The organism is Enterobacter cloacae complex sp. SHL021 (assembly GCF_049237765.1).
Classification (GTDB): Bacteria; Pseudomonadota; Gammaproteobacteria; order Enterobacterales; family Enterobacteriaceae; genus Enterobacter; species Enterobacter cloacae.
In genome coordinates this window covers 112,649-137,078 of sequence record NZ_JBMKJG010000005.1, presented here as the reverse complement: position 1 = coordinate 137,078, position 24,430 = coordinate 112,649, and the positions used below count along the sequence as shown (strand labels likewise).

Here is a 24,430-nt window from a genome sequence, read left to right as displayed (position 1 = left end):
CCCTCACCCCGGCCCTCTCCCTCAGGGAGAGGGAGGGAAAACCGCACCGAACTATCCCCTCTCCCAGTGGGAGAGGGTTAGGGTGAGGGGAAAAAGAAAAATGAAATGAAAATTTCGTTACGGCGGGAAATCTTAATACTGACGTGCTTTTTTCACCTGCGCCTGCGTCTGCGCCGCGGCTTCTCGCACGGCAGGAGACGCTGCTACCTGCGCATCGCCGGTTCGCCACCAGGAGGCGTAATCGTGGGTCATGGTCTTCGGCAGCACTTTGATGTCCAGCAGCGTCGGGCCTGGATGGGCGCGGGACGCCTCCAGCGCCGCCAGCAGGCTTTGCTCATCATGTACCCGCCACGCGCGACAGCCGTAGCTTTCCGCGTTTTGCGCGAAATCGACCTTCACCAGCGGCCCGTCAAGCTGCCCGGTCTGCGGGTTACGGTGGCGATTTTCCGTGCCAAAGCTTCCCATTCCATGTCCCATCTGCAGGTTATTAATGCAGCCAAAGCTGGCGTTATCAAACAGCAGAACGGTGATTTTAATGCCCTCCTGCACCGCGGTTTGCAGCTCGGAGTGCAGCATCATGTAAGAGCCATCCCCCACCATGGCGTAAACCGGTTGCCCGGGTCGGGCAAGCTTCGCGCCAAGCGCCGCCGCAATCTCGTAACCCATGCAGGAGTAACCGTACTCCAGATGATAGGTATCAGGCGTTTTGACCTGCCAGAGGCGCTGTAAATCTCCCGGCAGCGAACCGGCTGCGCCCACCACGATGGCGTTATCTTCAACATGCTGATTAATCAGCCCCAGCACCCGCGTCTGGGTCAGGCGGGTGTTGAGCGTCTCGCCATATTCCGTCAGTTGGGCATCAAGATGGCCCGCCACTTCCGGTGCCTCGTCCGGGCGCCACTGGCGATCCCAGAGACGGCGGCACTCGTCGTGCCAGGCGGCTTTTGCCTGCGCAATCTCCTCTCCCCAGCCGCTGCGATACGCCCTGAGCGAGTGGGTTAAGGCCTGCAGCCCGGTCCGGGCATCGGCAATCAGCGCGGTGGCGTCAAGCTTCAGGGCGTCAAACTCGGCCACGTTCAGCAGCAAAAACTCGACGTCCGGGTGGGAAAAGAGCGCCTTGGAGCCGGTGGTAAAATCGGTAAGACGTGTCCCCACGCCAATCACTAAATCGGCCTGCGGCGCAAGCTGGTTGGCGGCCATTCCGCCCGTCACGCCCACCCCGCCCATATTAAGTGGGTGGTCACTTACCAGCGCCCCTTTTCCGGCCTGGGTTTCGGCAAACGGCAGATGCAGCGTCTCGACAAATTCGCGCAACGCCTCATGCGCGCCGGAGTAGCGTACGCCACCGCCGCACACCACCAGCGGACGGCGTTTGCGCGCAATCAACGCCTGCGCCTGCGCCAGACGCTGCGGATCTGGCGGTCGACGCTCGATGTGATGCACGCGACGCGCGAAGAAGCTCAGCGGGTAATCCCAGGCTTCGCCCTGTACGTCCTGCGGCAGGCAAAGGGTTACCGCACCGGTATCTGCGGGGTCAGTGAGCGTTCGCATCGCATTTAACATGGCGCTCATTAACTGCTCCGGGCGATTGATGCGGTCCCAGTAGCGGGAGACCGGGCGGAAGCAGTCGTTGGTGCTGATGCTGAGATCGTGATACTGCTCTATCTGCTGCAACACCGGGTCCGGCTGGCGGCTGGCGTAGATATCCCCCGGCAGCAGCAGCAGCGGAATACGGTTCGCCGTGGCGGTCGCCGCCGCGGTGATCATATTGGCGGCTCCCGGCCCGACGGAAGAAGTCACGGCGAAAATGCGCTGACGGCGATGCTGTTTGGCGAATCCCGTCGCCATGTGGGCGATGCCCTGCTCATTACAGCCCTGCATTACCTGCAGATGGCCCGGATCCTGTTCCAGCGCCTGGCCGATGCCCAGCACGTTGCCATGACCAAAAATGGTCGCCACGCCCTCCACGAAGGGTGTTTCAATGCCATCAATGCTGACGTACTGTTGATTAAGGAACCGGACCAGCGCCTGGGCCATGGTCATACGTTCGGTTTGCATAAAACCTCCTGTCAGCCCAGCGTCGGCATGGAGAACGCTGCGCCTGTCTCCTGCTGCATTTCCGGCCAGCGTGCGGTGACGGTTTTCATTCGGGTGTAGAAACGCACGCCGTCGTTACCGTGAACGTTAAGTGCACCAAAAATCGAGCGCTTCCAGCCGCCGAAACTGTGGAACGCCATCGGCACCGGGATCGGCACGTTAACCCCTACCATGCCCGCCTGCACCTCTTCGCAGAAGCGGCGCGCGCAGCCGCCGTCGCGGGTGAAAATGGCTGAACCATTACCATATTCATGGCGGTTAATCAGATCCACCGCGCTGGCGTAATCTGCTACGCGCACCACAGAAAGCACCGGGCCGAAAATTTCTTCCTTATAGATCGTCATCTCAGGGGTGACGTTATCGAACAGCGTCGGCCCGACAAAATAGCCCTTCTCGTGACCCTGCACGCTAAAGCTGCGGCCGTCCACGCGCAGATTCGCCCCCTGCGCTTCCCCGCTGTCAATGTAGCCCAGCACCTTGCTGCGGTGCGCGGAGGAGATAAGCGGCCCCATTTCGTTTTCTGGCGTCTGGTCCAGCCCTGGCCCAACGCGCAGCGCGGCAATCTGTTTTTCCAGACGGACGCAGAGGTCATCGGCGGTTTTATCGCCCACCGCCAGTACCACTGAAAGCGCCATACAGCGTTCCCCCGCCGCGCCGTAGGCCGCGCCCATAATGGCGTTGGTTGCCATCTCCATGTCGGCATCCGGCATTAAAATGCAGTGGTTTTTCGCCCCACCCAGCGCCTGACAGCGTTTGCCGTGGGCGGACGCGGTCTGGTAGATATATTCCGCAATCGGCGTAGAGCCAACAAAGCTCACGGCCTGCACGCGCGGGTCGGTCAATAGCACATCAACGGATTCTTTATCCCCCTGCACCACGTTAAACACGCCGTCCGGCAGGCCGGCCTCTTTCAGCAGTTTTGCCAGCGCGAGCGCCAGAGAGGGATCTTTTTCTGATGGTTTCAGCACGAAGGTATTGCCGGTCGCCAGCGCAATCGGGAACATCCACATCGGCACCATCGCCGGGAAGTTAAACGGCGTGATCCCGGCGCAGACGCCGAGCGGCTGCATCAGCGAGTGGCTGTCCACACCGGTGCCCACGTTGGCAGAGTGTTCACCCTTTTGCAGATGCGGGATGCCACAGGCGAACTCCACCACTTCCAGGCCACGGGTCAGCTCGCCTACCGCGTCGGAGAAGACCTTACCGTGCTCTTCGCTGATAAGACGGACCAGACGTTCCATATTCTCTTCCAGCAGCGCTTTGAAGCGGAACATCACACGCGCGCGCTTAAGCGGAGAATGACGCGCCCACGCCGGAAACGCCTGCTGCGCGGCGGCAATCGCCTGCTCCGTTTCCTGTGCCGTACTCATCACCACCTGACGGATCTGCTCGCCGGTGGCCGGGTTGAAGATCGCCTGAACGCGCTGGCCTGAACCGGTGACACATTCGCCGTGAATAAAATTCGCTACCGTCTCCATCCTTAACCTCTCGCTGTTGATACGTGACTGTTACCTGAACACTGTGTACTGAACACTATATATGAAACAAATATTCCATTTTAAGTTGAAATAAAATAAATGATGATTATTGTGATCAAGGATGGATTTTTATGTTAACAGGCAACAACACTGACGCAGCGTGCGCTATTAAGGATTTTCAGGCGATGAAATGAGTGAAGTTTCTGTTTCATTTTTGCTGCCAGATGGATGGCCAACATTTAAAAGACGCGGTTTTGCGTTTAGAATCATAAGACTGTATTTGGGGGATAACATGACGACAGCAACCAGCCTGAACGAACTGCAGCAGCAAATCCGCGATCGCTACGATAGCCTGAGCAAGAGGCTGCAGCAGGTCTCCCGCTATGTACTGGATAATACGAACAGTGTGGCGTTTGATACGGTTGCGGTCATTGCCGAGCGTGCCGATGTGCCGCCCTCGACGCTGATCCGTTTTGCCAATGCCTTTGACTTTACCGGCTTCAACGAGATGAAACAGCTGTTTCGTATGAACCTGGTGGAGGAGACCGCCAGCTACAGCGATCGCGCGCGGCTGTTCCGCGAAATGGAGAGCGAAGCCGTGCCGGAAACGCCGCTCGATATTTTGCAGGAGTTTGCCCGCTCGAACGCGCAGGCGCTGCAGCAGTTGGCCGCCCGCGCCGAACCGGAGATGCTGGAGCGCGCCGTACAGCTTCTGGCCGACGCGGACACCATCTACATCGCCGGACTGCGCCGCTCCTTTAGCGTCGCTGCTTATCTCACCTATGCTTTAAGCCACCTGGAGTGCCGCCCAATTCTGCTCGACGGCATGGGCGGTATGCTGCGTGAGCAGATCAGCCGCATTAAGGCGCGCGACATTGTGGTGTCGATCAGCTTCTCGCCGTACGCGGAAGAGACGGTGATGGTCAGCGAAACCGCCGCCAGCGTCGGCGCGCGGCAGATTGTGATTACGGACAGCCAGATTAGCCCGCTGGCGACATTTAGCGATCTCTGCTTTGTGGTGAAAGAGGCGCAGGTGGATGCGTTTCGATCTCAGTCGGCAACGCTGTGCCTGGTGCAGTCGCTGGTGGTGGCGCTGGCGTATAGGTTGGGTGAAGGGAAGTAAGGAAATAAAAAACCCCCTGCGCAGGCAGAGGGTTTTGGTGTTAACTCAGAGGGGGATTATTCCCACTCAATTATTTACGGCATTCATAACTAATTGACTGAAAACAACTTTCTGAAGTCTAATTTTCACCGTACCGTTTTATATACCGTCACCGGAAATCAGTACCATGAAAAATTCCATGTCACCGGGTCAGCGAATCGTACTGCTTTTCACAGACTCGTCCGGCTTCTGCGGCCCGGTCAGCGTACTCTGCCAGCTGTCGGTTTCGCTCGAGAGATTTGCTGAGCACGTCGGCAAGCAAAACTCCGGTGTCTGCGGCTGACGTCCCAGCGCCGACAGTGGCGTTATACTGCCTGAGCTGCTCCCGGATGGCAACGAGTTGCTGCTGCAACCGGCCAGCGCGAGCGGAAGCATCAAGAGCATCATTGCGCGCCTGGTCGATCCTCTGCTGCGCTTCACGTTCATTGTCCGCTTTCTCCTGTTCTTTCAGCGAACGCAATTTTGCGTCGGCCTGTTTCTGATCTTCCTGCGCCTGCGCGTATCCGGCGGCGTAAAGCCGGTCACCATGTTCATTCCAGGCAACCCTGCAGCCGATCACCAGAGCAGCAAGCATCAATACGATAAGCAACTGTTTCCAGTACGCTTTGACGAATGCCGAGATCATACCGCCAGCACCTTACTGGCAGTGATGTACCGCGCGCGCCGGTCGTCGATACCGTTCTGGCCGCCATTGATGATCTGCGTGACGCGCACCAGGTCGCCGGTGTACTTCATGCAGCCTTTGGTGGCAAAGAACCATGCTGCGCTGCGGGCCGCATATTCATCCTGCGCCAGCAGTTCCGGTTGCTTGACCAGATCCACCTTCAGGCCGTTGCCACAGTCGCGGTAGTTATTCAGGCCGGTGATCTGGATAAGCCCGCGACCGCGGTAGAACCAGCCGTCAGTCGGACCGTTATTTCCCATGCGTTTGCTGTACACCAGGTTGGCGATTGCACGCTGACGCTCCAGCGGTAATGATGGCTCACCAGCTCGGCGGCCCAGCGCGTTGGCCTGACCCTGAGTGAGTCGCCCGGCGCGGACGAATCCCGCCAGCCCGGTCACGCTGTAGTTGAAGTTCTCCTGCAGCCGGGTGAATCCGCCGGACTCATGCCCCACCTGCGCGATGAACATCGCCTGGTGCAGAGGATGCTCGATGCCAAACTCTTTCATGGCTGCGGTGATATGCATATACCAGCGCGCGGCCAGTACCTCACTGACACCAGCTGCACGCTGGAATTGTTTAATGTCCATGCTGGGACCTCGTTATCTTGAAGATTTGTACCACGTTCCCTTTTGTCTTGATGAGCGCAGCCAGGAACACAGCTTTGATGATGATTTCTGACCAGTCGGCGCTGACGTAGTACCCATAGAACGTTCGGATAGGCACGCTGGCAGCCACGACGATCAGGATGTAGGCGAGCCATCCACCCCACCAGCGATGGCGTGACCCGTCACGGCGGAACAGCAGGACTCGGATTGCAATGCCGCCACAGATAGCGGCGTTAAGGATGAGCTCAGGACTGGTCATCGTCTTTTCTCCCCGGGATCAGGTCGCGCGGATTTTCAGAACGGTGATACAGCCAGACGCCAATGCGGACAGCTACGATAGACGACACGAATGCCCCGGCAGAAAACACGATGCCCTTCTCGAAAGAGTCAGGTGTTATTTTCGGGATCCAGCTCGCTATTCCGATAAGCAATGTCGCTGTGGCTTTATAGAAGAGAACTCCGCATAGGTAGCTGAGGAACGCCAGCAGTAACCGACGCTTAATCGGATACTCTACTGCCGAGGTAACAAAAATTACCGCGCCAGCCAGCGAACCTAATGCCACCTCGGGAGGGACACCGACGACTACTGAAGCCAGCGCACCCAGGCTAAGACCCTGATTGAGTGACTCCGTTGTCAGCACATGTGCCATAGTGACCACCGTTTAATGTGCATAAGAACCCCCTTAGTTGGTGAGTTCATCATACACAATAAACCATATGTGGATTAAAAAACCTCAGACTACTCCTATCGAAATTACCTTAAAGGTGATAATCTACAAAATACCAATAACAAATTCAGTAAAGTTTATGAATGTTAAAAGCTTCCGAGAAGATATTAATGGATTAAGGGCTCTGGCTGTTTTATCAGTTGTAGCATTCCACTATTCAGATCAGTCTATAACTGGCGGATTCGCTGGAGTAGATGTTTTCTTTGTGATATCTGGCTTTTTGATGACATCTATAATTTTTAGGGGTTTAGAGTCAAACACCTTCTCTATTTGGTCATTTTTAAAGGCCCGTGCAAAAAGAATTGTTCCCGCCTTAACAGCGGTTGTTACTTTAATGCTTATTGCTGGATATCTTTGCTTTGATGCAAGCTCGTATCAATTAGTAGGTAAGCATGCACTAAGTAGCTTGACATTTGTTTCAAATTATATATATCAATCAGAAGCAGGGTATTTTGACACTGAGTCCAAAGGAAAGGCATTACTACATACTTGGTCATTATCCGTTGAATGGCAGTTCTACATCCTATACCCAATAGTAATATATGCTCTTAGTAGAATCATTTCCTTAAAAAGCCTGAAATTAGTAATCCTTGTATCTGCTTTGGTATCATTTACTTGGTGCGCCTATATCACTATGCGAGATCCTGTGTCATCGTACTTCATGCTATATTCAAGAGCCTGGGAAATGATGCTGGGAGGGATAGCATTCATATACCCGATTAAGTGCAGCGATAAAAAAAGGAATTATATTGAAATCGCTGGCCTGGCAATAATATTATTATCATTATTTACAATAAGTGAATCGACACCATGGCCAGGATACATAGCATTATTACCTGTCTTCGGCGCATATTTATGCATCCTAGCCAATAACAAAGATTCTGTTTTTTCAGGTTATCTTATAAGGAAAGTAGGGCTTTGGTCTTATTCTATTTACCTTGTTCACTGGCCTGTATTAGTAATACTCCACAAATTAGATATTCAAGTGGCATTCCAATGGTATCTGGCGTTCATCTTGTTTATTTCATTCATTATCTATGAATGCATAGAGAAAAGACGGAATTACGGGTATGGTGCTGTCGCTTGTTTCATGGTAGTGATCATTGCATCATGGTATGTAAGTCTTGACGGGGTTGCCAGCAGAGTATCAAATCAGCAATACAAACTTCCAAAGGCTCAGTTCAGAAGCCTTAACGAGGGGCATTTGGGGTTAAATTCAGTTGAAGATGTTCAGTATTTCAATGCAGATACTAAGAATTTTGATTATATTTTGATAGGTGATAGTCATGCCCGACATTATTATGCATACTTTAAATCAAGTGGTTTGAAGGTTGCCTCACTTGCAACTGATGGTTGTGAGATTACAAAGCACTTCATGAATCCACTTAATTGGTCAGAAAAAATTAGAGAAATTTGCAAAAACAGATATACCAAAGCCGTGGAATTTATCAATGCGCATCCAGGCAAAAAAGTTATATGGGCAATGACATGGCGTAACGGGGAGATAGGAGATCCAATCACAAGCAAAACCAACCTTCCTAATGATATTATTAGCGAGATGGATTATTTCATTAATGATGTAAATAGCTCAATGAGCGATTTGTATATAATAGGTGATACACAGGGCAGCAAGAGAATTATGTATGAATGTCTGGCGAGTATGGATCTGCCTATAAATAGATTATTAAATAGTTGCGAAACGCATCAAGAAGAAAGGGTGATTCCAATTAATAAACGTTTCATTGAGTACGCCAAGACTCATAAAAACGTACACTTTATTGACCCTACCCCTGCTTTATGTAGCAATGGTAAATGCATTATTGTTGATGGGAACGAGCCCGTATACACTGATACCAATCACTTGACAAAAAAATACTCAATTAAAGTTGGTGAGTATATCTTCTCAAAAATCAAATCCAATTAAAATAAAAGGGCCGAGTTAGTCGGCCCTTTCTTTTAGAATGAAACACTTAACTGCATAGAGTTTGTTCCTGTGTTATTTATTGTTATCGTCCCCAATGCAAATGTTGACACATAGAATCCAGAATTCCCCCGAGCAGTTACTAATGGTAAAGAGAACGGAGTAATATTGCTGTTTGTAACAACTACAGAACCAGATGCAGGAAGAACAATCCCACCGATTAGAGTTGGGTCCGCTCCGCGCGTATTACCAATGAATTTCAGTCCAAACCTTGTTGTTGGATAAGATAACGGAGTCTTTGTAGTGTCATCGATATGATTACCCCGAATAATCAAAGTGCCACCTGTTGTGACTGTATCATCACCTATTGCAATGGCAGCTGGTGAAGATGCTCCAACGATCCCACTAAAAGCATTGCCGCTAATGTTCATAAATCCAGGGAGTTTCCAGTAAACTGCGTTTGCATCATGCTTGATGAATGTTCCGAAAACACTTGAGGAACTATTTATTGCCGACCCTTTATTGTTGGATATATCAATATATTCGAAGCCCATACTATTGATAGCGGATGCTGAGACATTAAATATTGTATTTTCAGTAACACCCAAGTATTTCCCTCTTATTGTAGATGAAGTTGATGATGTGCCCCTCTGACAGAAAATACCCGGACCAGACGATACGCCACGAATAATATTACAAGATATCTTAATATAACCATTATCAGACGCCCTTATACCATAAAGAGCAGAACCATATATTGTATTATCAGCAATATTTATGTTGCTGTACATCGCGTCATCATCAAAACCAAAATGGTAAATTCCGCATCCTGCACTTGATGATATTGTATTACCAATTACTGTAATTACAGAGTTTACATCTACTGGCCTATCTATGAAAATTCCATTGCCGCCACAATCACGAATTGAGTTGCTTGATATTGTACATACTGATGGATATGTTACCGCGATTCCATTAGATGCAGCGTTTATAACAACATTATTTGCAATAAGACACTCTCTAGCATACGCGCCTGTTTCATGGCTATGGCCAATTAGAATGCCATGGAACTGCAGATTTGCCTCAACGACACAGTTCGTGACGATTGAGTTTTGGCTATTCATTGATATGCCTGTATTTCCAGCCTTATATGAATAACATGCATTAATGATGGCTTTATTACCGCCAGATGTTCCGATGCAAGATTGACCACACTCATAGCCGCGGCAGTTATCCATCCAGACTTCATCGCAGAAGCGAGTCATCAACCCTTCTTTATCACCCTTTTTAATGACGCAGTTTTGGAAGGAAACGCGGGAACATTGATAGGCATGGATAGGGCATCCCCATGACCCGGTAGCCAAATAGTTATCGTTTTTTGAGCCGATAGCAGTACAGTTAACCGCGGATATATCGGTGCAGTTTTCGAAATGGATCCCTGATACGTTAGCAGACGTATAGGATGCCTTATTTGCATAGTCAACGATGGTGGTTATGTTTTGGACATGCACATTGCTAGTGTCATGCACATACACCCCACCTTTCAGCGACCCATAAAGCACATTGATCGTGCCGTTGATTATGCGCATCGGCTTGGTTACTTCGATGTCAGTGACCGAGTACGTCAGACCCTGCAGATCCATTGTCGCACCACTTGGCATAGCAGCCATGCATAAGGTGAATGCAGCAGTGTCGTTTGATCCGTCTGCCTTCGCCCCGTAGCGCAGAGGGCTATACTTCACCAGCAGGTTATCTACCGTTGTAAGCCCAGCACCAACGAGTCCAGCACCAGTCGATTTTGCAAGCTCGACAAACACATCAGCAGCTGATCCTGATGGTGCTGGTATGTTAATCGGACGCCCGAAGCTATCCCAGGCAAATACTTTTCCAGCCCGGTCTGCGGCGGTGCCCAGCATGTTAACGCTGGTTTCTGGCACTCGAAGCGTTCTCGCAAAATTGGCATCGATTTTCTGATTAAGTGAAGATGAGCTGTCTGCGACGATGGTATCCGCATAATTCTTCGTGGCCGCATCCTGAGGGTCGCGCGGGTCTTTAAGGTTGCGAATATAGTTGTTCAGCGCGTCGTACCAGTTGGCCACGCTCGAAGGTTTGCGCAGGGCCAGGCGGAACACGCTATAAGCCTGCTGTATCAGCATAGTCAGCTTATCGAAAGCATCCTCATGCACCTCAGCGAAGAACTTCCCCTGGTTTCGCAGGTCGGTTTCCTGGGTTGGCTCCAGCTCACGAGCAATGGAGATCTGCCAGCCATTAGCCAGCGGTGTTGTGAGCACCACGTTACCGCCGTTGTAACCACCGGCATTCGTCACGGTGTAGTCCGTGTCCAGCACCATAACAGTTATGTTTTCGTCAAGGTCTACGACCGAGACGGCCAGATCTGTTTTCTTGAATATGCGGAAGGTATACGGGAAGGATGTCGTAACGCCGTTCCCGGTGTAATCGTTATGGTCAACTACGGTTGATACCGTCATGGCCTGTCTCCAGTAAAGCAGCGCCCGGCGCGCGTGCATCATCTGGACAGTTTATTACCTGGCAAACCTTATATGAATTGATTGAATAACAAACACCAAATATATTACCTTTCAGGTAATTCACAAATCGTGCTGGATAGTCTTTAGGACTTTTGCTACTGTACATACATACAGTGAATGCATGGAGAATATCAGATGCAACGTCAGTATCATCACCCGCTGGAAAAAGGCTTTGCCGAACGCATACACACGCCGGGAGGCGTCCGCTCCCTTGTTGAAGATTCGCACCTGATGACGTTGCTGCGCCAGCTGGGTGAGGATGGCTTTAATGTTGATGGCCCGATGGCAGAGCTGACTGCCCTGGTGAACTATGTCACCAGCTCGCAGATGTCCATGAAGGATCTGCAGATGCATCTCGATTACTGCGCTGAGCAGCTGACGAAACAAACCAGATAGGGTTTGTAATTACCTAAATTTCATGCAATCATTACCTTTACGGTAAATTTACATTGCATAAATCTTGTGCCATAGTAATCAGGCACTGGCAAAATCCAGTGCCGGGATTGGCGTCCCGGATAACTACAAAGGCGCATATACCGCGCGAGCGGTTTTTTTATGCGTGCTACATAGCAAACCATTTTCTATGGTGGGCTGTGTGGGGGCACCGAAAGGTGCGCCGGGTCCTTTGTAGCCGGTTACGCCAACCCTGCACAGTTCACCACCATCCCGATTGGCGTCGGAAGTGGTGATTATCCTGACTACAAAGGTGATCGCTATGACAGCTCAAAAAAAACCTACCCCAGACGCAGTCTTCAAATTCGAGTCAGCTACCCCAGTACGTATGTTCAACATTGACGGCAATCCGTGGTTTGCGGCCTCAGACGTCTGCAAAGCTCTTGGACTCACGAACTCACGTATGTCTCTAAAGGCCTTAGACGATGATGAAAAGGGAGTAAGTTCAACTTACACCGTTAAAGGCGCACAGAATGTTAGTGTCATCAACGAGTCCGGCCTATACACACTGATCCTTCGCTGCCGCGACGCGGTTACGCCTGGCACTATCCCCTACCGTTTCCGAAAATGGGTCACTGGCGAGGTGTTGCCTCAGATCCGTAAGACAGGCAGCTATATCAAAAATGCAATCCCTCAGGAAGACCGCATTAAGATGGTTGCTGATCAAGTGGCAACGGCTACTGCATCTGCTGTAATGCAGGCTATGCAGGTGGAGCAAAAGAGTTATGACGTACCGCTGAAGCCAGGCTACCGCGAGCACATTCATTCACCTGAAGGCGTTCTCGGCCTGACGGAGCACTCACTGCTGATGAACCTGCTCAACCGCATGCAGGACGACGGGCACGATGTTTCCGGTGCGGCGGCAGAGTTCACCACTATGGTGAGCTACATCGTCGGCGTCAGCAAATGCCTGAACGACATTCGCACCCACGCGCAGTACATCACCAAAAACACAGCTGCGTTCTGATATGAAAAAGGCCGCTTCGGCGGCCTTTGTGACATGTCACGCTATTTTATTTGCTGCTTCCTGGTCAGAATATCATTTACCAGTTTTGGGTATAATGTTTGTTTGACGTTACCCTCATATTTTGCATCGTCATATGGTAACCTACTGTCAAAATAAAGTAGAGACTTACTTGTCTCTTTTGCCATATTGCAATGAGTAGTCTTATATGCGGCTTTAGAAAGGGATGATATCTCATTACTGCATGAGAAATATGCAGCTGTAATCACTTCATCTGCCACAGATGTTTTGTCTGTTAATTTTTTCACAACACCATTCAGGCAAGAAAAGGTTTTTCCTTTTTCATTATCCATATCAACAGACGCCTTAGCGCAAATCCTGGCATCTTCATCAGAGTAGACTGACTGGACCGTGCTAAGTGCACGCGGCCCCTGCTCTAATTGAGCAACAGGACTATAGCTGTATTGCCTGCTTTCTGTGCATCCAAACAAAAATAAGGCAATCAATAACATTGATTTCTTTTCCATTTTATTTCCCTAGCATGAACTGCGATGGGGGGATCAGGAAGTCATTACCCTGCTCACGTTCAACACGGCGCTGATAACGCTCAAGCGATCCTGGGTCCAGAGCATCCTGTATACGGTTCAATATTAAACCATTCATCGCCGTACGCAGCCAGAACACATTAAGGAAAGGAGTATTGTCCAGAGCTGTGCGATACCAGTCACCAAGGTCCGCATCTCCGCGCGTGGTCTGCTGGAGCAGCGTGATTATGCTGTCGGCGTTCGATGCTGCTGGCCCCATCAGTGACGTAACAGGCCCGGCCCCCATGCGACTGACCTCACCAAACATGAAATCGCCGAGGATACCCAGCCCGCCACCCTGCGCGGCAGCAGCCAGGAATGTTTTTGCATCCGCTGGGCGCGGCGTCTGGCCCTTCAGCATGAGCTTCGACTGCATGGAGATATAGCCGAACATGGTTGCCCAGACGAAAATGTTTGCCGCCCCGAGGAAAGCGCCCTTCCCGTTCCGAAGCAGCGCGTTGGTCAGCGATACGGTTTTCGACTCACCCAGTCCCGCCGGAGTATAGCCGCGACCGAATACCTCACGGCCCAGCACGTTCTGCATAAAGCTGGCGGTGAAAGATTTATACTGCCCGGCGAAGCGTATCGCCTCCCCTGCCACCGTTCCCGGCACAGTTCCCATCTTCATAAATGCCTGCGTGCGGTCGCCAGGCTCAGACATAGCGATGTTAAGTCGGTCCAGAATGTATCCTCGCAGCTGGCTCTCTAGCGTCTCTCTGGCATCGGCAATAGAGCGCTCGGTGACCTTCAGGCCTTTAGACGCTACATAGTTACCGATCACTTCATCCGGAACTGCACGGATGCCGCTGGTCGTCATGAATTTGCGACCCTCACTGTCTGCCATGTCCATGCTGCGGTAGATGTTCCATTCAGCGTCACCGATGCCGTGCAGGTCCAGCACGCGGCGAAGATCCTCAGGCAGTGCAGAGAATTGCTGATCAGCGTTTTTCGCCAGCCAGTTGGTTATCATCATGGCATTGCTATTACGTCCGGATTCTGTCCAGAAGTTCATGAGGTTGTATTTGAAGAACAACTGCTGCGCGCGGCCCATCTTCCCGCTCATGCTGTCATCGCCAGACATGCGACGGATGATCTCTTGCGTCATCGTGTCGGAATAAACGCCGATGGATGACAGGATCTCCTTCTGCTCATCACTGGTGTAACGGGAAAAGCGGCCCTTCATTGCGCCGGTCAGCGCCTGCATAAAATTCTGGCCCTGATACCGCATTTCTGTCGCCGAGATCGGCACGTCGTTAAAAGACGAAATAACAGCGCCGCCGAGCTGACTCATGCGCAGCCAGCCGCGCACGTTTGCGGAGGCATTGGCCCAGCCAACACTGCCGGGGATATTCAGCGATCCATCTACCTGAGGCATCACCGTGCGATTCAGCCGTCGAACTTTGGTCATAAAGTCAGCCAGCGCAGCCGGGTTACTCTGCTTACTCACGTCTTTTGCGATGGTGTCTGTCAGGTACTTGAACATGTTTTGCGGGTTGGTGCCCAGCACGCGCATCATCCCTGTCGTGCGCGCCGCGCTGTTCAGGCCACCGAATACTGCCTCTCGCAGGCTTCCGGTTCCGAATTGCTCATTGTATTCGTGCCAGTTAACACCGTCTTTGAAGTGCAGCACGCGCTCCTGGCTGGCGCGTTTCGCCGCGTTAGCCGATCCCTTGAAACCATTCATCCAGTCAGGCTTTTCAGAGGTCAGGTGCACGCCGGAGGCCAGGCCGTCATAAACGCCACGCAGGAACCCTTCGCGGTCGGTGATCCCGTCAAAGGTCACATCATCAAGGCGCGGCAGAATGGCATTGCGCCAGGACTCATACCCAGCGGCACGAATTTTCAGGATGTCATGTGACTGCCGGACGATGTAGCCGGGCATCTTGCCAATCCATGCGCCAGCGCGGTTTTCATCCACGCGCGCAGTTTCCTGCCACTTCATGATGATCTTCGCAGCGCTGACTGATTGCGGCGTCATTCCGTCCGTTTTCTGCCCACGACCGAGGCGCCACATAGCGTCGGCGATCTCCCGGTCGTTGCTGCCGCTGGCGATATACTTAACCAGCCCGGCCTGGTCGAAATCGTAGTTGATACCGGCGTGGTACTTCCCGCGCAGTTGAGCCACCTCAGACGATACAGAGCGACGGGAACCGGTGCGCGCGTCATTACGTCCCACCAGAATAGCCTCCAGCCCGATGTCGGGGCGGTCTTTCCACGTCCGGCGAAGCTCACCCAGGCGCTGAGCAGCAACGCGCGTGTTAATGGCTTTGTTGCGTGCCTCGATTACTTTCGCCAGTTGCTCGCGGTTGCCAAGCTCCTGCGCGGCGCGCATCGCCGCTTCTTCCAGTGTCAGGGCTTCATTGCCAGCCAGGATCCGGTTGGTAGTGTCGTTCATGTCACGCACCAGCGATTCCATTTCGTCCTCAGACAGCTTGCGTCCGGCAGCTGTATTGACGGTCATTTCGCATTGCGTCAGAAATTCGTTAGCCATTACAGCCCCCGGTTAATCATACAGGCGGCGAAAGCGCGATACGCTTTGCCGATAGAGTCGTCACTGGCCTCTGCACGGATCGCGGCAATGTTCTCGCGCATTGACGCTGCCAGCTCAGGGTTATCTGTGGCAATGTCGTTCAGCAGCGCGTCACTGATATTAAATTCATTTTCCAGATCGGCAGTAGCCGCTGTGATTTCATGGTCAGCCTTCTGCGTATCCTGCCACACACGATCGGCGGTTTCACTGACGGCGCGTGAACCTTCATCAGCTTGCCGCACCGGGTTCTGGATGCGCTGGATAGCACGCTCGCGTAGCGCTGGTTTATGAAGGTCATAGAATGGCTCAATGTCAGGCGATCGGCCTTCCATCATGTGCGCCAGCGCGCCGCGGTAAGCCTGCTGGTTTACGCTCCAGTCGGCCTCCCGCACTGCTGCCGACGCTGTACGAACGGCACCGGCGACCGGCGACATCTGCATGCTTTCGCGGATCTGCTGTGCGCGCTGGTCGATTAATGGGGCCAGGTCGTCGGGGATCTCTTTTCGTGACAGTTGCGACTCTCTGCCGCGCGCCTGTTCTGCGGCGGCGTTGCGCTCAAGCGTCTGGTTAATTTCCTGATTACGCGCGGCGATAGTGTCTTTCTCACCCTGAATATCACGCTGTGCCCTGGCACGCGCCGCTTTGAAGTTCATACGTTGCGCCTGGTACTCTGTTGTACGCTGGGCCAGCGTAGCGTCAAGCGCTTCACTTTGCCGGTTGTTGGCCGACAGCTCAGTGCGCAGATCGGCCACGTTTTCGACGCGCCCGGTCTGTACCTCCTGCTGCCTGGCCAGATATTCCGGCACGACATCATCATAGGCGCGGCTGTAGGCATAGGCCTCTGCATCCCGCGCGATTGCCGCTGACAGATCAGCGTTGGTGCCGGACTCAGGAATATTGACACCTGCCGGGATGTTGTCAGGCGTGACCACCGGCGTTGGCTGAGCATCAATGACGGGCTGAGCGTCTGCCGAGGTGGCAGGGTTTTCACCACCGGCCGCCCTGCGGGAACGCACCACATCAGCGATCAGCCCGCCGCCTGCGTGCATCAGCCCGCCAGCCAGGGTATTAAAGAAGGTGCTTTCCAGCGCATTGCCATATGTGAAGTCATCGCCTTCTGCTGCTGCTGCCTGTGCCGTTAGTGGCACGGTGGCAATGGCCTGGCCAGCGCCAAGCCGCGCGCCGGTAGCCAGACGCTCGCCGAAACGCCCAAGCATGGTTGCCGCCTTCGCTTCTCCACCGAACGGGACCAGCGCCAGCGCCACGTTTCCGGGATCAGCCATGGAACCGGCAAGATTTGCGGCAAAGTTAAGCGGAGTGGCTACCCATCCGGACGGGGCCGACATGGCGATCTGCTGTTTCGCCAGCGATTCCCGGCGCTCGCTGATCACATGGTCAAGATACGACTGTGTGACGCCACTTTCCGGTACGTTAATGCTTTTCACGCCGTACTCTTTCAGGCGAGCATCGGCATCCGATTTGGCGACAATGGTCGAATTGGGATCATTCGCCAGCCTCTCGGCCTGGGAAAACCGATAGCCTGATACGACAGGCCCTTCGTTGAACCCCTCTTTTAGTGAGGAAAGAAGCGATTCACCCAACCCTGCCGGGGCATTCGACAACGGCTGGTTTATACCCTGCCCAGGATCATCTGTATAAATTGGCATCTTATCGTCCCGTCTGCTGGCCGTTCTGGATAATGTTGATCAGGTTGTCGCGCTGACTTTCCGTCGTGTAATTCTTCGACTGGCCAGGCGTGTACTTAACCGGGGTCTGCACGAATTTGGTCAGGCTGTTCCAGGTGGTGCGGTTGCCAGCGCCAAGTTTCGCCAGATCAGCAAACGGCACTGTGATCGGCTGTCCCTGAGCATTGTTGATCAGCAGACCGTTCATCATCAGAGTAAGCCCAGTTTCGTCGCTATTAGTCACCCACTGAGCGTTATCACGAATGCGTGAAATGCTCTGCTGGCGGTTAACCTCATCCGGCAGACGGGAATCACCGATAAGCGGCATGATCTGATCGGCTGACAGTTTTTTCAGGTAGTAGTTAGCGCCATCGTTAACATCGCGAATATCGTATCCGGCGTTGTTCGGCATGCGCCAGGTGCCGTTGGTCTGATACTGCTCGCCCAGAACGTCCTGATATGCCTGCTTTGCCGCGTCGCCTGGCGACATACCGCGCTGCATATAGGTGTAAGTCAGACGTTTACCCTGTTCGTTGAAGTTGTTCCACACGGCGGCTCCACCAGGCTGGACAACCATCGTTCCGGCAAAGTCTTTGGCCTGGTCATTCCAGGATGAGTCGGCGCTGTCGGCGTCGGTTTTTTCAAAACTGCCACGTAGATCAGAGGTTTTGACGCTGCGGTTTTGCCAGAGGGCGTTGGCAGCACGCGGGTTATTGGTCGCCATGATGACCTGCAACGCCGGGTAGGCGCTTTTTTGCACCTGTTGCATGACCTGATCAGAGTATTTCCCAAAGGACTGCGCCACCGACTGAATGGCTGTAACGCTGGATTCCTTATTGTTGTCGATCTGAGAAATAAGGCTGTTTACCATCGAGTCAGGAAGTACCTTCTTACTGTTTATTCCCAGCCGGTCTTTCTCAGCTTGCAGGCGGGAAACCAAATATTCACCGGACGCCTGATTGTTCTGGTACTGCTCAAAGGCGTTTTTCACCACCGGAGAGTTGGTTTGCAGCCAAGTTCCAGGATCAGACTCGCGCGCCTTCATCACCTGATTTAGCTTGGCCTGTGCAGTCGCGTAAAGGCTCTGCTTAAATTTGAAGTCAGGATCATCTTCCTGTGGTGCCATAGACTGTACAGCTGCGATACCCTGCTGCGCAGAACCCTGCACGATGGTTTGATAAACAGGTTGCAGCGTCATCGCTTGCTGGTACTGCTGGAAAGACTCACGCAACTGAATGCGTTCCGCCGGGCTGGCCTGCAACGGCATCACCGCGAGCCATTCACGCTCTGAGATCGGATTGACCGGTTGCCCTGACTCCAACTTCGCCATGTCATCCTGCATGCGACTCTGCAATGATACGCGACCTGCCGCTGCCTGCATGTCGTACATACCTGCGACCTTGCTCATCATCGCTGATTTGTTCTGCGGACTCATCGCATCCCAGAAAGGCTGGTTGATGAGGTTTTCCATTGTGGCAGCGCCGGGGATCGCTGGAGCGCTGCCAGTGACTTTCGCCACATAATTTCGGGTTTCTTCGTAGGGTATCGCTGCTGCAAACTGTTCATTGCTGACAGCACCTGTGCGCGGGTCACCAAGTTGCTTTATCCATCCATCGACCGCGCCAGGCCCGGCGTTATACGCCGCCACCGCCAACACAGGGTTATTGTCGTACTTCTTCATCTGTGCGCCGAAGTATGCTTGACCAAGTTTCGCGTTATAGCGCGGGTCATTCAGCCACTTATCGCGGTCCCACGGAACACCAGCCAGCCTGGCGGCTTCCGGACCGGTATCTTCCATCACCTGCGCCACGCCAACAGCACCCTTAGGCGATACCAGCGGCGTACCGTCTTTGCCATACTGATTACCGCCAGACTCCTGCCAGATCATGGCGGAAAAGAGCTGTGATTCACTCGGCGTGTCCGTAACTTCGATCTTACCTTCCGGACCCATCATCTGCTGATAGGTCGGCGTATACCATGCTTCGCTGGCGCGGTTTGCTGCCTGCTCGCGCCACTTCACGAAATTCGACTCGATTTCTTCATCGCTCTGCCCGTGGGCTTTGCCGTAGGCAATGATGGAATTGCGGGCATTCATCAGTGATGGTGTGAACAAACCTGGAGAAAGAGCCTGCTGCGTCAGCGCGTGCAGAGTACCTTCCTGCATACCGGCCTCGTACTGACGAACTTGACCAACCTCATGACGCCCGGCTGTTGTTGCAAACTGTGTCCTCTGCTGCTGAGCCTGCTGTAGAAATGCATTTCTCGCCTGCTCGTCAGGAAGGTTTGCAGCAATATTTTGTATCTGCGTATCGAACTTCTGCAAATACTCTTGGCCTTTCCCGATCGCATTTTTACCCTGGAGGTTCATGAAACCTGAATCAGGGTTATTGAGCAGGTCGCTGCCGACGGCATTTAGTTGCAGCGACGCCTCTTGGGTAAGTGCCACGTTTGCCCGCTGCTTGGCCTGAGCGAACATGTCGATAGCCTTTGGTGCCACCTGAGAAATGACGTCGCCGACATTTGGCTGCTCGAATGCCTGAAGGCCGGGAGACTGGAATCCACGACTTTCAACCTGGCGACCGGTGACTGTTGGTACTGTTGGCATTTTGGTATCTCCTTATCGACCGGTACGCGTGCCGACTGCCGCGCTGATTGGCGCAGCTTTCTGCGAGAACGGCGACCATGTACCGCCAGCCATTTGATATGCGCCATATGCCTGCAGCGGCGTAGTAAGCAACGTGGTAGCGGCCCCCATATTCCCCTGCTTACGCGCTGATACCGCCTGGGCATCATAGTTAGCAGACTGTACCTGATAGCCATAAGCCTCGCGCTGGGCGTTGTTAACGGTCGTCAGAGCATCCAGCGTGCCGAACTGAGCGGTATCCCCGAAGATGTCCAGAGCGTTACCGGTTGAGAGATCCGCACCGGTGGCACCCATGGTTGCCGCCTGAGTCCCGGCAGCCTGCCGATTACGTCGGCGAACTTCTTCGGCCTGGGCGTTGCCGCGGTTAATTGAGTCCTGCGCCTGCGCTTCTGCCACGTCAGCATTTTGTTTCGCAACTGCTGACGTATATTTCCCTGTCTGATACTGGTTGTAAGCTGACAGCGCGCCTGCCGCGAGTGTCGCACCGGCTAAAATTGTGGTGGGTTCACACATTATTTTCTCTCCATGTGGAAGCGGTGAAACAGAAGACCGTGAGCGCCGTATGGCTGCGGCTCTTCAATGGTGAATCCCAGCCAGTGCAGCCAGATACGCGCAGTGTGGTTGCGGGCATCAACATAGTTTTCAAGATACGGATAAACAGCCAGCATTGCATTGACCACTTTCCCGCAGCGGCGCAGGAATGTGCGCTGGTATTTCTCCAGCGCATCGGTTCCCACCAGCCAGGGGATGCCGTTGCCGCCGATCATAGATGCCGGTGCCACGCCGAAGATGGTCACCACCTCCCCGTTGATAAGCCCGGCGCAGGCGAAAGTTGATGTGCGTAGACCGGTTTCCAGAACGCGGCGCGGGCTCCATCCGTTTGTCGCCAGGAATTCATCAACATCAGCCTGGCGGACATGCGGCAGCATGGCTTCGATATGCTCTGCGGTTGCCGGTACGATCTGAGCGTTAACCATTAGTTCCCTCCTACCGTCAGGCGAGGAATAACAGCCAGTACCGATAGCGGTAGCGGGTCTGTCTGGCGAACCTTCACGCGACCGTTGTTATCCCAGATGCTGTCGAGCTTCACCTCCACCTTCCCGGTAGCGTCATCAACCGGATCGTCGTAGAACTCGAATTCACGTTGCGGGTATTCGTACCATTCTCCGCCAGGAGTTGAGGCCTCAATGCCGCGGCTGGCGTTTACGATTAGCGTGACCTTAGGAATGACCTGTTTTTTATCCAGCAGCGTTTCCTGCCCGTTGATGTTGATGTCCAGCGTTTCGAATTCAGCGGTTATCGGCAGTCCGATATGAACTACCGCGCCCGGAGATTCGAGCGTGACAGCGCCGCCAGTTACGGTTTTCTGTGGCTCAACGCTGGCGTCTGAGAGGATGTTGACTGTCTGGCCTTCGAGGTGTGACAACCCGCTGAAAGTCTGGCGGGCCATCTGCCAGTTAGTTGTGGCCGCATTGCGCAGTACTGCAGGAACGTTACGGTTAAATCGCACAACCACCGCCGTGGTGCTGGTTATGGAAATGATGTTGCCGCGCAGTTCTTTAGCCACTACCTCGCCGGTGTCGGGATCCGCCTCTGAGTACGGAAACTGGATCTGAGCGTCAACGTCCGTACTGACAAAGTAAGCCCCGCCGCTTATCGTCACCGGGTAGTCAACCTGATAGCTCCAGTCACCACTGCCGCCGCTGATGGTCATGGTGCGTGATGATGTATTGCGCCCGTCATAGCTCAGTCCACAGTCGACAAAGAATGCGTCTTCATCACTGGTAAACAGGCGGCTGGACAGGCGCTCAATGTAACGTTTCGTCTGGCCGTTGATGGTCCGGTTAACCACGAAATAAACAGCGTCCTCACTGCCTTCGCTGATGGAGCAGGTGCTTTCGTACTTTCCGGTGCTGGACTGCGGTGCCCAGGCGAATACCTGCTGATCGCGCAGATAGGTCAGCACCAGCAGTTTGCCGTCGTCGCGGATGCAGAACGCGCTGCTGTACGGCACGATGCAGAATGACCAGTCGACAATGCTGCGTTTCTGGAAAAGGTGGTTTGCGAGTATGGTCAGGTCAGTGCCCTGGTACCCGTCGACGTCGAAGGAGTAAGCCAGATCACGGACCACGCTGCCCTTCTCCTGGATGAAGAGCGCAATGTTTGCCACAGCGATTGGTGGCACATTGCTGGAACCGTTGTTTCCCTGCGAGCTGAATGAGAAAGCCGACGGCGTGAGGACCTTATTCTGGTCTCCGGATATCGTATACTCCCCGCCCGACGTCAGCGCGACCAGGTTGCCTACATCGATAAGATGGCGTATCTCATTCACCTGCCGCCCGGCGTAGGTGTAAATGATGCGATCGTCATCCTGAATAGGGTTGCTCTTACCAAAGTCTTTATAGTCACCGGTACGGCTCGCCCAGATGGTTTGTGGGTACGCCGTAGACGCGGCGAAATACAGGCGCTGCTGATAATAGACGACCGTGCTCGGGTATCCGTTGACGCTGTTCCAGGCGTATTTTGCCCATTTATAACTGCCGTTAGCGGAGCCAACAACCTGTGAAGGGATATAGCTCACCACCGTTGCAGTTGCGGTTGTACCCGCCACAGCCGTGATCCGAGCAATGCCAAAACCGCTGTGGAGGTATTCCCACTGAATGCCGGTATCACCACCCCAGCCATCCCATGACATGCCTTCAGTGTGAGACGGTCGAAGCGTGCCAGTGGTACCTCCTGTATTGGCGCGGTAGTAGTTGCTGTCAGCGCGGCGCACATCATTGATAGCAGTGGTCTTACTGGTTTCCCAGACGGGAACGGAATCAACCGCCGGCTGCTCGAGATAAAACAATTTCCCGACCTGCTCGGCACTAAAGATGGCAGAGCTGGCCGTCAGCGTAATAGTCCCGGTGCTTGCGCTGGCGTATACCTTCACTGACTCGTCAACGTTGATATCTTCGAACGGTCCGTTTTTTGTGGTGACGTCGACGATCTGCCAGTTGTCATGCGCGTAGCGGCGCAACTCCTTCGGCGGGTAGGACGGGTGAACCAGCGTAAGCACATCGGCGCTCTGCGTGAATTTGATGCGGAACAGGTCGGCCTCTGCATACGGCATAGCCAGCTCGTAGATCACATTGCTGCTGTTCAGCACATACGCGCCGTCTTTGATAACGCGCATGTAGTTGTGCCCGAACTCCAGCGCATAGGTCTGGACGGTCGAGAACTGGAAAGGGATGAGGCGGCATTTGCGCGTCGGATATTTGGCTTCGCCGACGAAGCGCGTGCCCGGGCGATTCTCCACCCCGCCATATTGACGCACGATGAAGTTATCGCACTTGCGCAGCGCCACCTGATACTTCGACATATCGATGCGCCCGTACAGCGACGGGCCAATCTCACCACCGGCAAAGCTCGGCTGGATCCAACTGAAAGCCATTATGACAACCTCGCTGCGGTAAACTCATCGACTGGCGGCTGCGGCTCCTGAGATTCGTTCTGGCTGTGCGAGCCAGCACTCAGGATGACGCTGCGGTACATAGTCAGTGCGTTGTTACCGAGATCTGCGCTGCCGGTCAGCGTCATATTGATGGCGGCGGCCAGACGCCAGGACAGCGCTTCCATAAAGATGGCATCGAACATGTTCACGTCGGTGACGCGCGCGATGTACTTCAGCCATGCAGCAGGCTGGTCGGTGTAGATAAGCTTTCCGGTGCCTTCGGTATCTGCCCCAACCTCATAGTTGATGCGCATGGCAGCCGTCGGATTACGGATGCCGGGCACCATAATTTCGGTGATGCGCACGCAGTCGATCGGGTACTGGTAGGCATATGCCCAGTCAGGTGGCGGATTGTTGGTATCGGCCAGCGCCAGGCGTTTGGTGGCAAAGTTCCAGTCGAAGTCCGCCAGCGCAGCATCGCGGCAGGAATCGAAATGCAGGGAGCACTGCCCGGCTTCTTTGCTGGCCTCGGTCAGGCTGTTAATACTGCGGGTGTTGCCGATATTGCTCAGCGCACGGTTGCAGATCTCGATAACGGAGGCCATTAATCATCCTCCCCGCCATAGAGAGTTTCTGCTGCGGTTTTTTGCTTCTCACCAGACACAGGAGAGATCGCCATGTCGGTGATTTGCAGACTGGCATCGTGCCGGACACCTTCACCATCTTCGCGAGTCGACATGCTTTTGATGATAGCTTTGGCAGAAATCATCACCTCAGTACCGACAGGCTGCGGCGTTGCACCGAGTTTCTTCAGTGTTTCATTGTCAAGATTGATGCACAGGCCCCATGGATAATCGTCGCGGGTTTTTGTTTCACCAGATTCATCCTGGTAGCTGTCGGTGCCAGTTTTGAGGTTTACCAGTTCCATAG

The 24,430-nt window shown here is 53.6% G+C and carries 21 protein-coding genes; 5 read left to right on the top strand and 16 right to left on the bottom strand.

Translation table 11 applies throughout. From position 1 onward, the window contains the following. Positions 1-132 precede the first annotated feature (132 nt). Entirely contained in the window at positions 133-2,058 is a 1,926-nt protein-coding gene (gene iolD, locus ACOTZF_RS06740) for a 3D-(3,5/4)-trihydroxycyclohexane-1,2-dione acylhydrolase (decyclizing) (protein ID WP_129251962.1), read from the bottom strand. Between the two features lie 11 nt (positions 2,059-2,069). Continuing rightward, positions 2,070-3,575 (bottom strand): CoA-acylating methylmalonate-semialdehyde dehydrogenase, encoded by a 1,506-nt coding sequence (locus tag ACOTZF_RS06735; protein WP_129251964.1) that lies wholly within the window; start codon positions 3,573-3,575, stop codon positions 2,070-2,072. A 292-nt stretch (positions 3,576-3,867) separates the two neighbouring features. On the opposite strand from ACOTZF_RS06735, the gene ACOTZF_RS06730 reads away from it, so the two are divergent. After that, positions 3,868-4,698 carry a MurR/RpiR family transcriptional regulator gene (locus tag ACOTZF_RS06730; protein ID WP_008502123.1) on the top strand — a complete coding sequence of 277 codons (831 nt, stop codon included), beginning with the start codon at positions 3,868-3,870 and terminating at the stop codon, positions 4,696-4,698. A 181-nt stretch (positions 4,699-4,879) separates the two neighbouring features. On the opposite strand, the gene ACOTZF_RS06725 is transcribed toward ACOTZF_RS06730, so the two are convergent. From ACOTZF_RS06725 to ACOTZF_RS06710, 4 genes are read right to left on the bottom strand one after another with little or no spacing between them, the layout of a single operon-like run. Then, entirely contained in the window at positions 4,880-5,362 is a 483-nt protein-coding gene (locus tag ACOTZF_RS06725) for a DUF2514 domain-containing protein (protein ID WP_320745660.1), read from the bottom strand. Continuing rightward, entirely contained in the window at positions 5,359-5,988 is a 630-nt protein-coding gene (locus tag ACOTZF_RS06720; protein ID WP_421636066.1) for a glycoside hydrolase family 19 protein, read from the bottom strand. Before ACOTZF_RS06720 ends, ACOTZF_RS06725 begins: the two co-directional genes overlap by 4 nt. Continuing rightward, complete coding sequence (locus tag ACOTZF_RS06715) at positions 5,978-6,265, bottom strand: phage holin family protein (RefSeq protein ID WP_120157719.1); 288 nt, start codon at positions 6,263-6,265, stop codon at positions 5,978-5,980. Before ACOTZF_RS06715 ends, ACOTZF_RS06720 begins: the two co-directional genes overlap by 11 nt. Continuing rightward, the gene (locus tag ACOTZF_RS06710; RefSeq protein ID WP_180258346.1) at positions 6,252-6,656 is read right to left on the bottom strand and encodes a putative holin; all 405 of its coding nucleotides are present in this window, start codon (positions 6,654-6,656) and stop codon (positions 6,252-6,254) included. The genes ACOTZF_RS06715 and ACOTZF_RS06710 overlap by 14 nt, the downstream gene beginning before the upstream one ends. A 157-nt stretch (positions 6,657-6,813) precedes the next feature. On the opposite strand from ACOTZF_RS06710, the gene ACOTZF_RS06705 reads away from it, so the two are divergent. Beyond that, positions 6,814-8,658: an acyltransferase family protein gene (locus ACOTZF_RS06705; protein WP_421636065.1), complete on the top strand. Its 1,845-nt coding sequence runs from the start codon at positions 6,814-6,816 to the stop codon at positions 8,656-8,658. 32 nt (positions 8,659-8,690) lie between these two features. On the opposite strand, the gene ACOTZF_RS06700 is transcribed toward ACOTZF_RS06705, so the two are convergent. After that, the gene (locus ACOTZF_RS06700; RefSeq protein ID WP_421636064.1) at positions 8,691-11,144 is read right to left on the bottom strand and encodes a right-handed parallel beta-helix repeat-containing protein; all 2,454 of its coding nucleotides are present in this window, start codon (positions 11,142-11,144) and stop codon (positions 8,691-8,693) included. A gap of 195 nt (positions 11,145-11,339) precedes the next feature. Between ACOTZF_RS06700 and ACOTZF_RS06695 the strand changes: the two genes are divergently transcribed. The 3 genes from ACOTZF_RS06695 (at position 11,340) to ACOTZF_RS06685 (ending at position 12,624) form a co-directional block, all read left to right on the top strand. Next, positions 11,340-11,600 carry a hypothetical protein gene (locus tag ACOTZF_RS06695; RefSeq protein ID WP_421636063.1) on the top strand — a complete coding sequence of 87 codons (261 nt, stop codon included), beginning with the start codon at positions 11,340-11,342 and terminating at the stop codon, positions 11,598-11,600. Between the two features lie 64 nt (positions 11,601-11,664). Further along, a complete protein-coding gene (locus ACOTZF_RS06690; RefSeq protein WP_249324741.1) occupies positions 11,665-11,835 on the top strand; it encodes an ash family protein in 171 nt (56 codons plus the stop codon). 84 nt (positions 11,836-11,919) lie between these two features. Then, positions 11,920-12,624 (top strand): Bro-N domain-containing protein, encoded by a 705-nt coding sequence (locus ACOTZF_RS06685; RefSeq protein WP_421636062.1) that lies wholly within the window; start codon positions 11,920-11,922, stop codon positions 12,622-12,624. Between the two features lie 41 nt (positions 12,625-12,665). On the opposite strand, the gene ACOTZF_RS06680 is transcribed toward ACOTZF_RS06685, so the two are convergent. The 9 genes from ACOTZF_RS06680 to gp10 are packed head-to-tail and all read right to left on the bottom strand — an operon-like array spanning position 12,666 to position 24,428. Further along, entirely contained in the window at positions 12,666-13,148 is a 483-nt protein-coding gene (locus ACOTZF_RS06680) for a hypothetical protein (RefSeq protein ID WP_421636061.1), read from the bottom strand. Position 13,149: 1 nt separating this feature from the next. Beyond that, positions 13,150-15,696: a hypothetical protein gene (locus ACOTZF_RS06675; RefSeq protein ID WP_421636060.1), complete on the bottom strand. Its 2,547-nt coding sequence runs from the start codon at positions 15,694-15,696 to the stop codon at positions 13,150-13,152. Further along, positions 15,696-17,402 (bottom strand): hypothetical protein, encoded by a 1,707-nt coding sequence (locus ACOTZF_RS06670; RefSeq protein WP_421636059.1) that lies wholly within the window; start codon positions 17,400-17,402, stop codon positions 15,696-15,698. The genes ACOTZF_RS06675 and ACOTZF_RS06670 overlap by 1 nt, the downstream gene beginning before the upstream one ends. Position 17,403: 1 nt before the next feature. Then, positions 17,404-20,025, bottom strand: coding sequence for a transglycosylase SLT domain-containing protein (locus tag ACOTZF_RS06665; RefSeq protein WP_421636058.1), 2,622 nt, complete (start codon positions 20,023-20,025; stop codon positions 17,404-17,406). Between the two features lie 12 nt (positions 20,026-20,037). Further along, the gene (locus ACOTZF_RS06660) at positions 20,038-20,577 is read right to left on the bottom strand and encodes a virion core protein, T7 gp14 family (RefSeq protein WP_129317954.1); all 540 of its coding nucleotides are present in this window, start codon (positions 20,575-20,577) and stop codon (positions 20,038-20,040) included. After that, positions 20,577-21,041, bottom strand: a complete 465-nt coding sequence (locus ACOTZF_RS06655; RefSeq protein WP_129317953.1) for a hypothetical protein — start codon at positions 21,039-21,041, stop codon at positions 20,577-20,579. The genes ACOTZF_RS06660 and ACOTZF_RS06655 overlap by 1 nt, the downstream gene beginning before the upstream one ends. Then, positions 21,041-23,500 (bottom strand): hypothetical protein, encoded by a 2,460-nt coding sequence (locus ACOTZF_RS06650; RefSeq protein WP_129317952.1) that lies wholly within the window; start codon positions 23,498-23,500, stop codon positions 21,041-21,043. Before ACOTZF_RS06650 ends, ACOTZF_RS06655 begins: the two co-directional genes overlap by 1 nt. After that, positions 23,500-24,105 (bottom strand): hypothetical protein, encoded by a 606-nt coding sequence (locus ACOTZF_RS06645; protein WP_129317951.1) that lies wholly within the window; start codon positions 24,103-24,105, stop codon positions 23,500-23,502. The genes ACOTZF_RS06650 and ACOTZF_RS06645 overlap by 1 nt, the downstream gene beginning before the upstream one ends. Continuing rightward, on the bottom strand, positions 24,105-24,428 hold the full coding sequence (gene gp10 / locus ACOTZF_RS06640) for a capsid staple protein (RefSeq protein ID WP_205922518.1): 324 nt from the start codon (positions 24,426-24,428) through the stop codon (positions 24,105-24,107). The genes ACOTZF_RS06645 and gp10 overlap by 1 nt, the downstream gene beginning before the upstream one ends. Positions 24,429-24,430 lie beyond the last annotated feature (2 nt).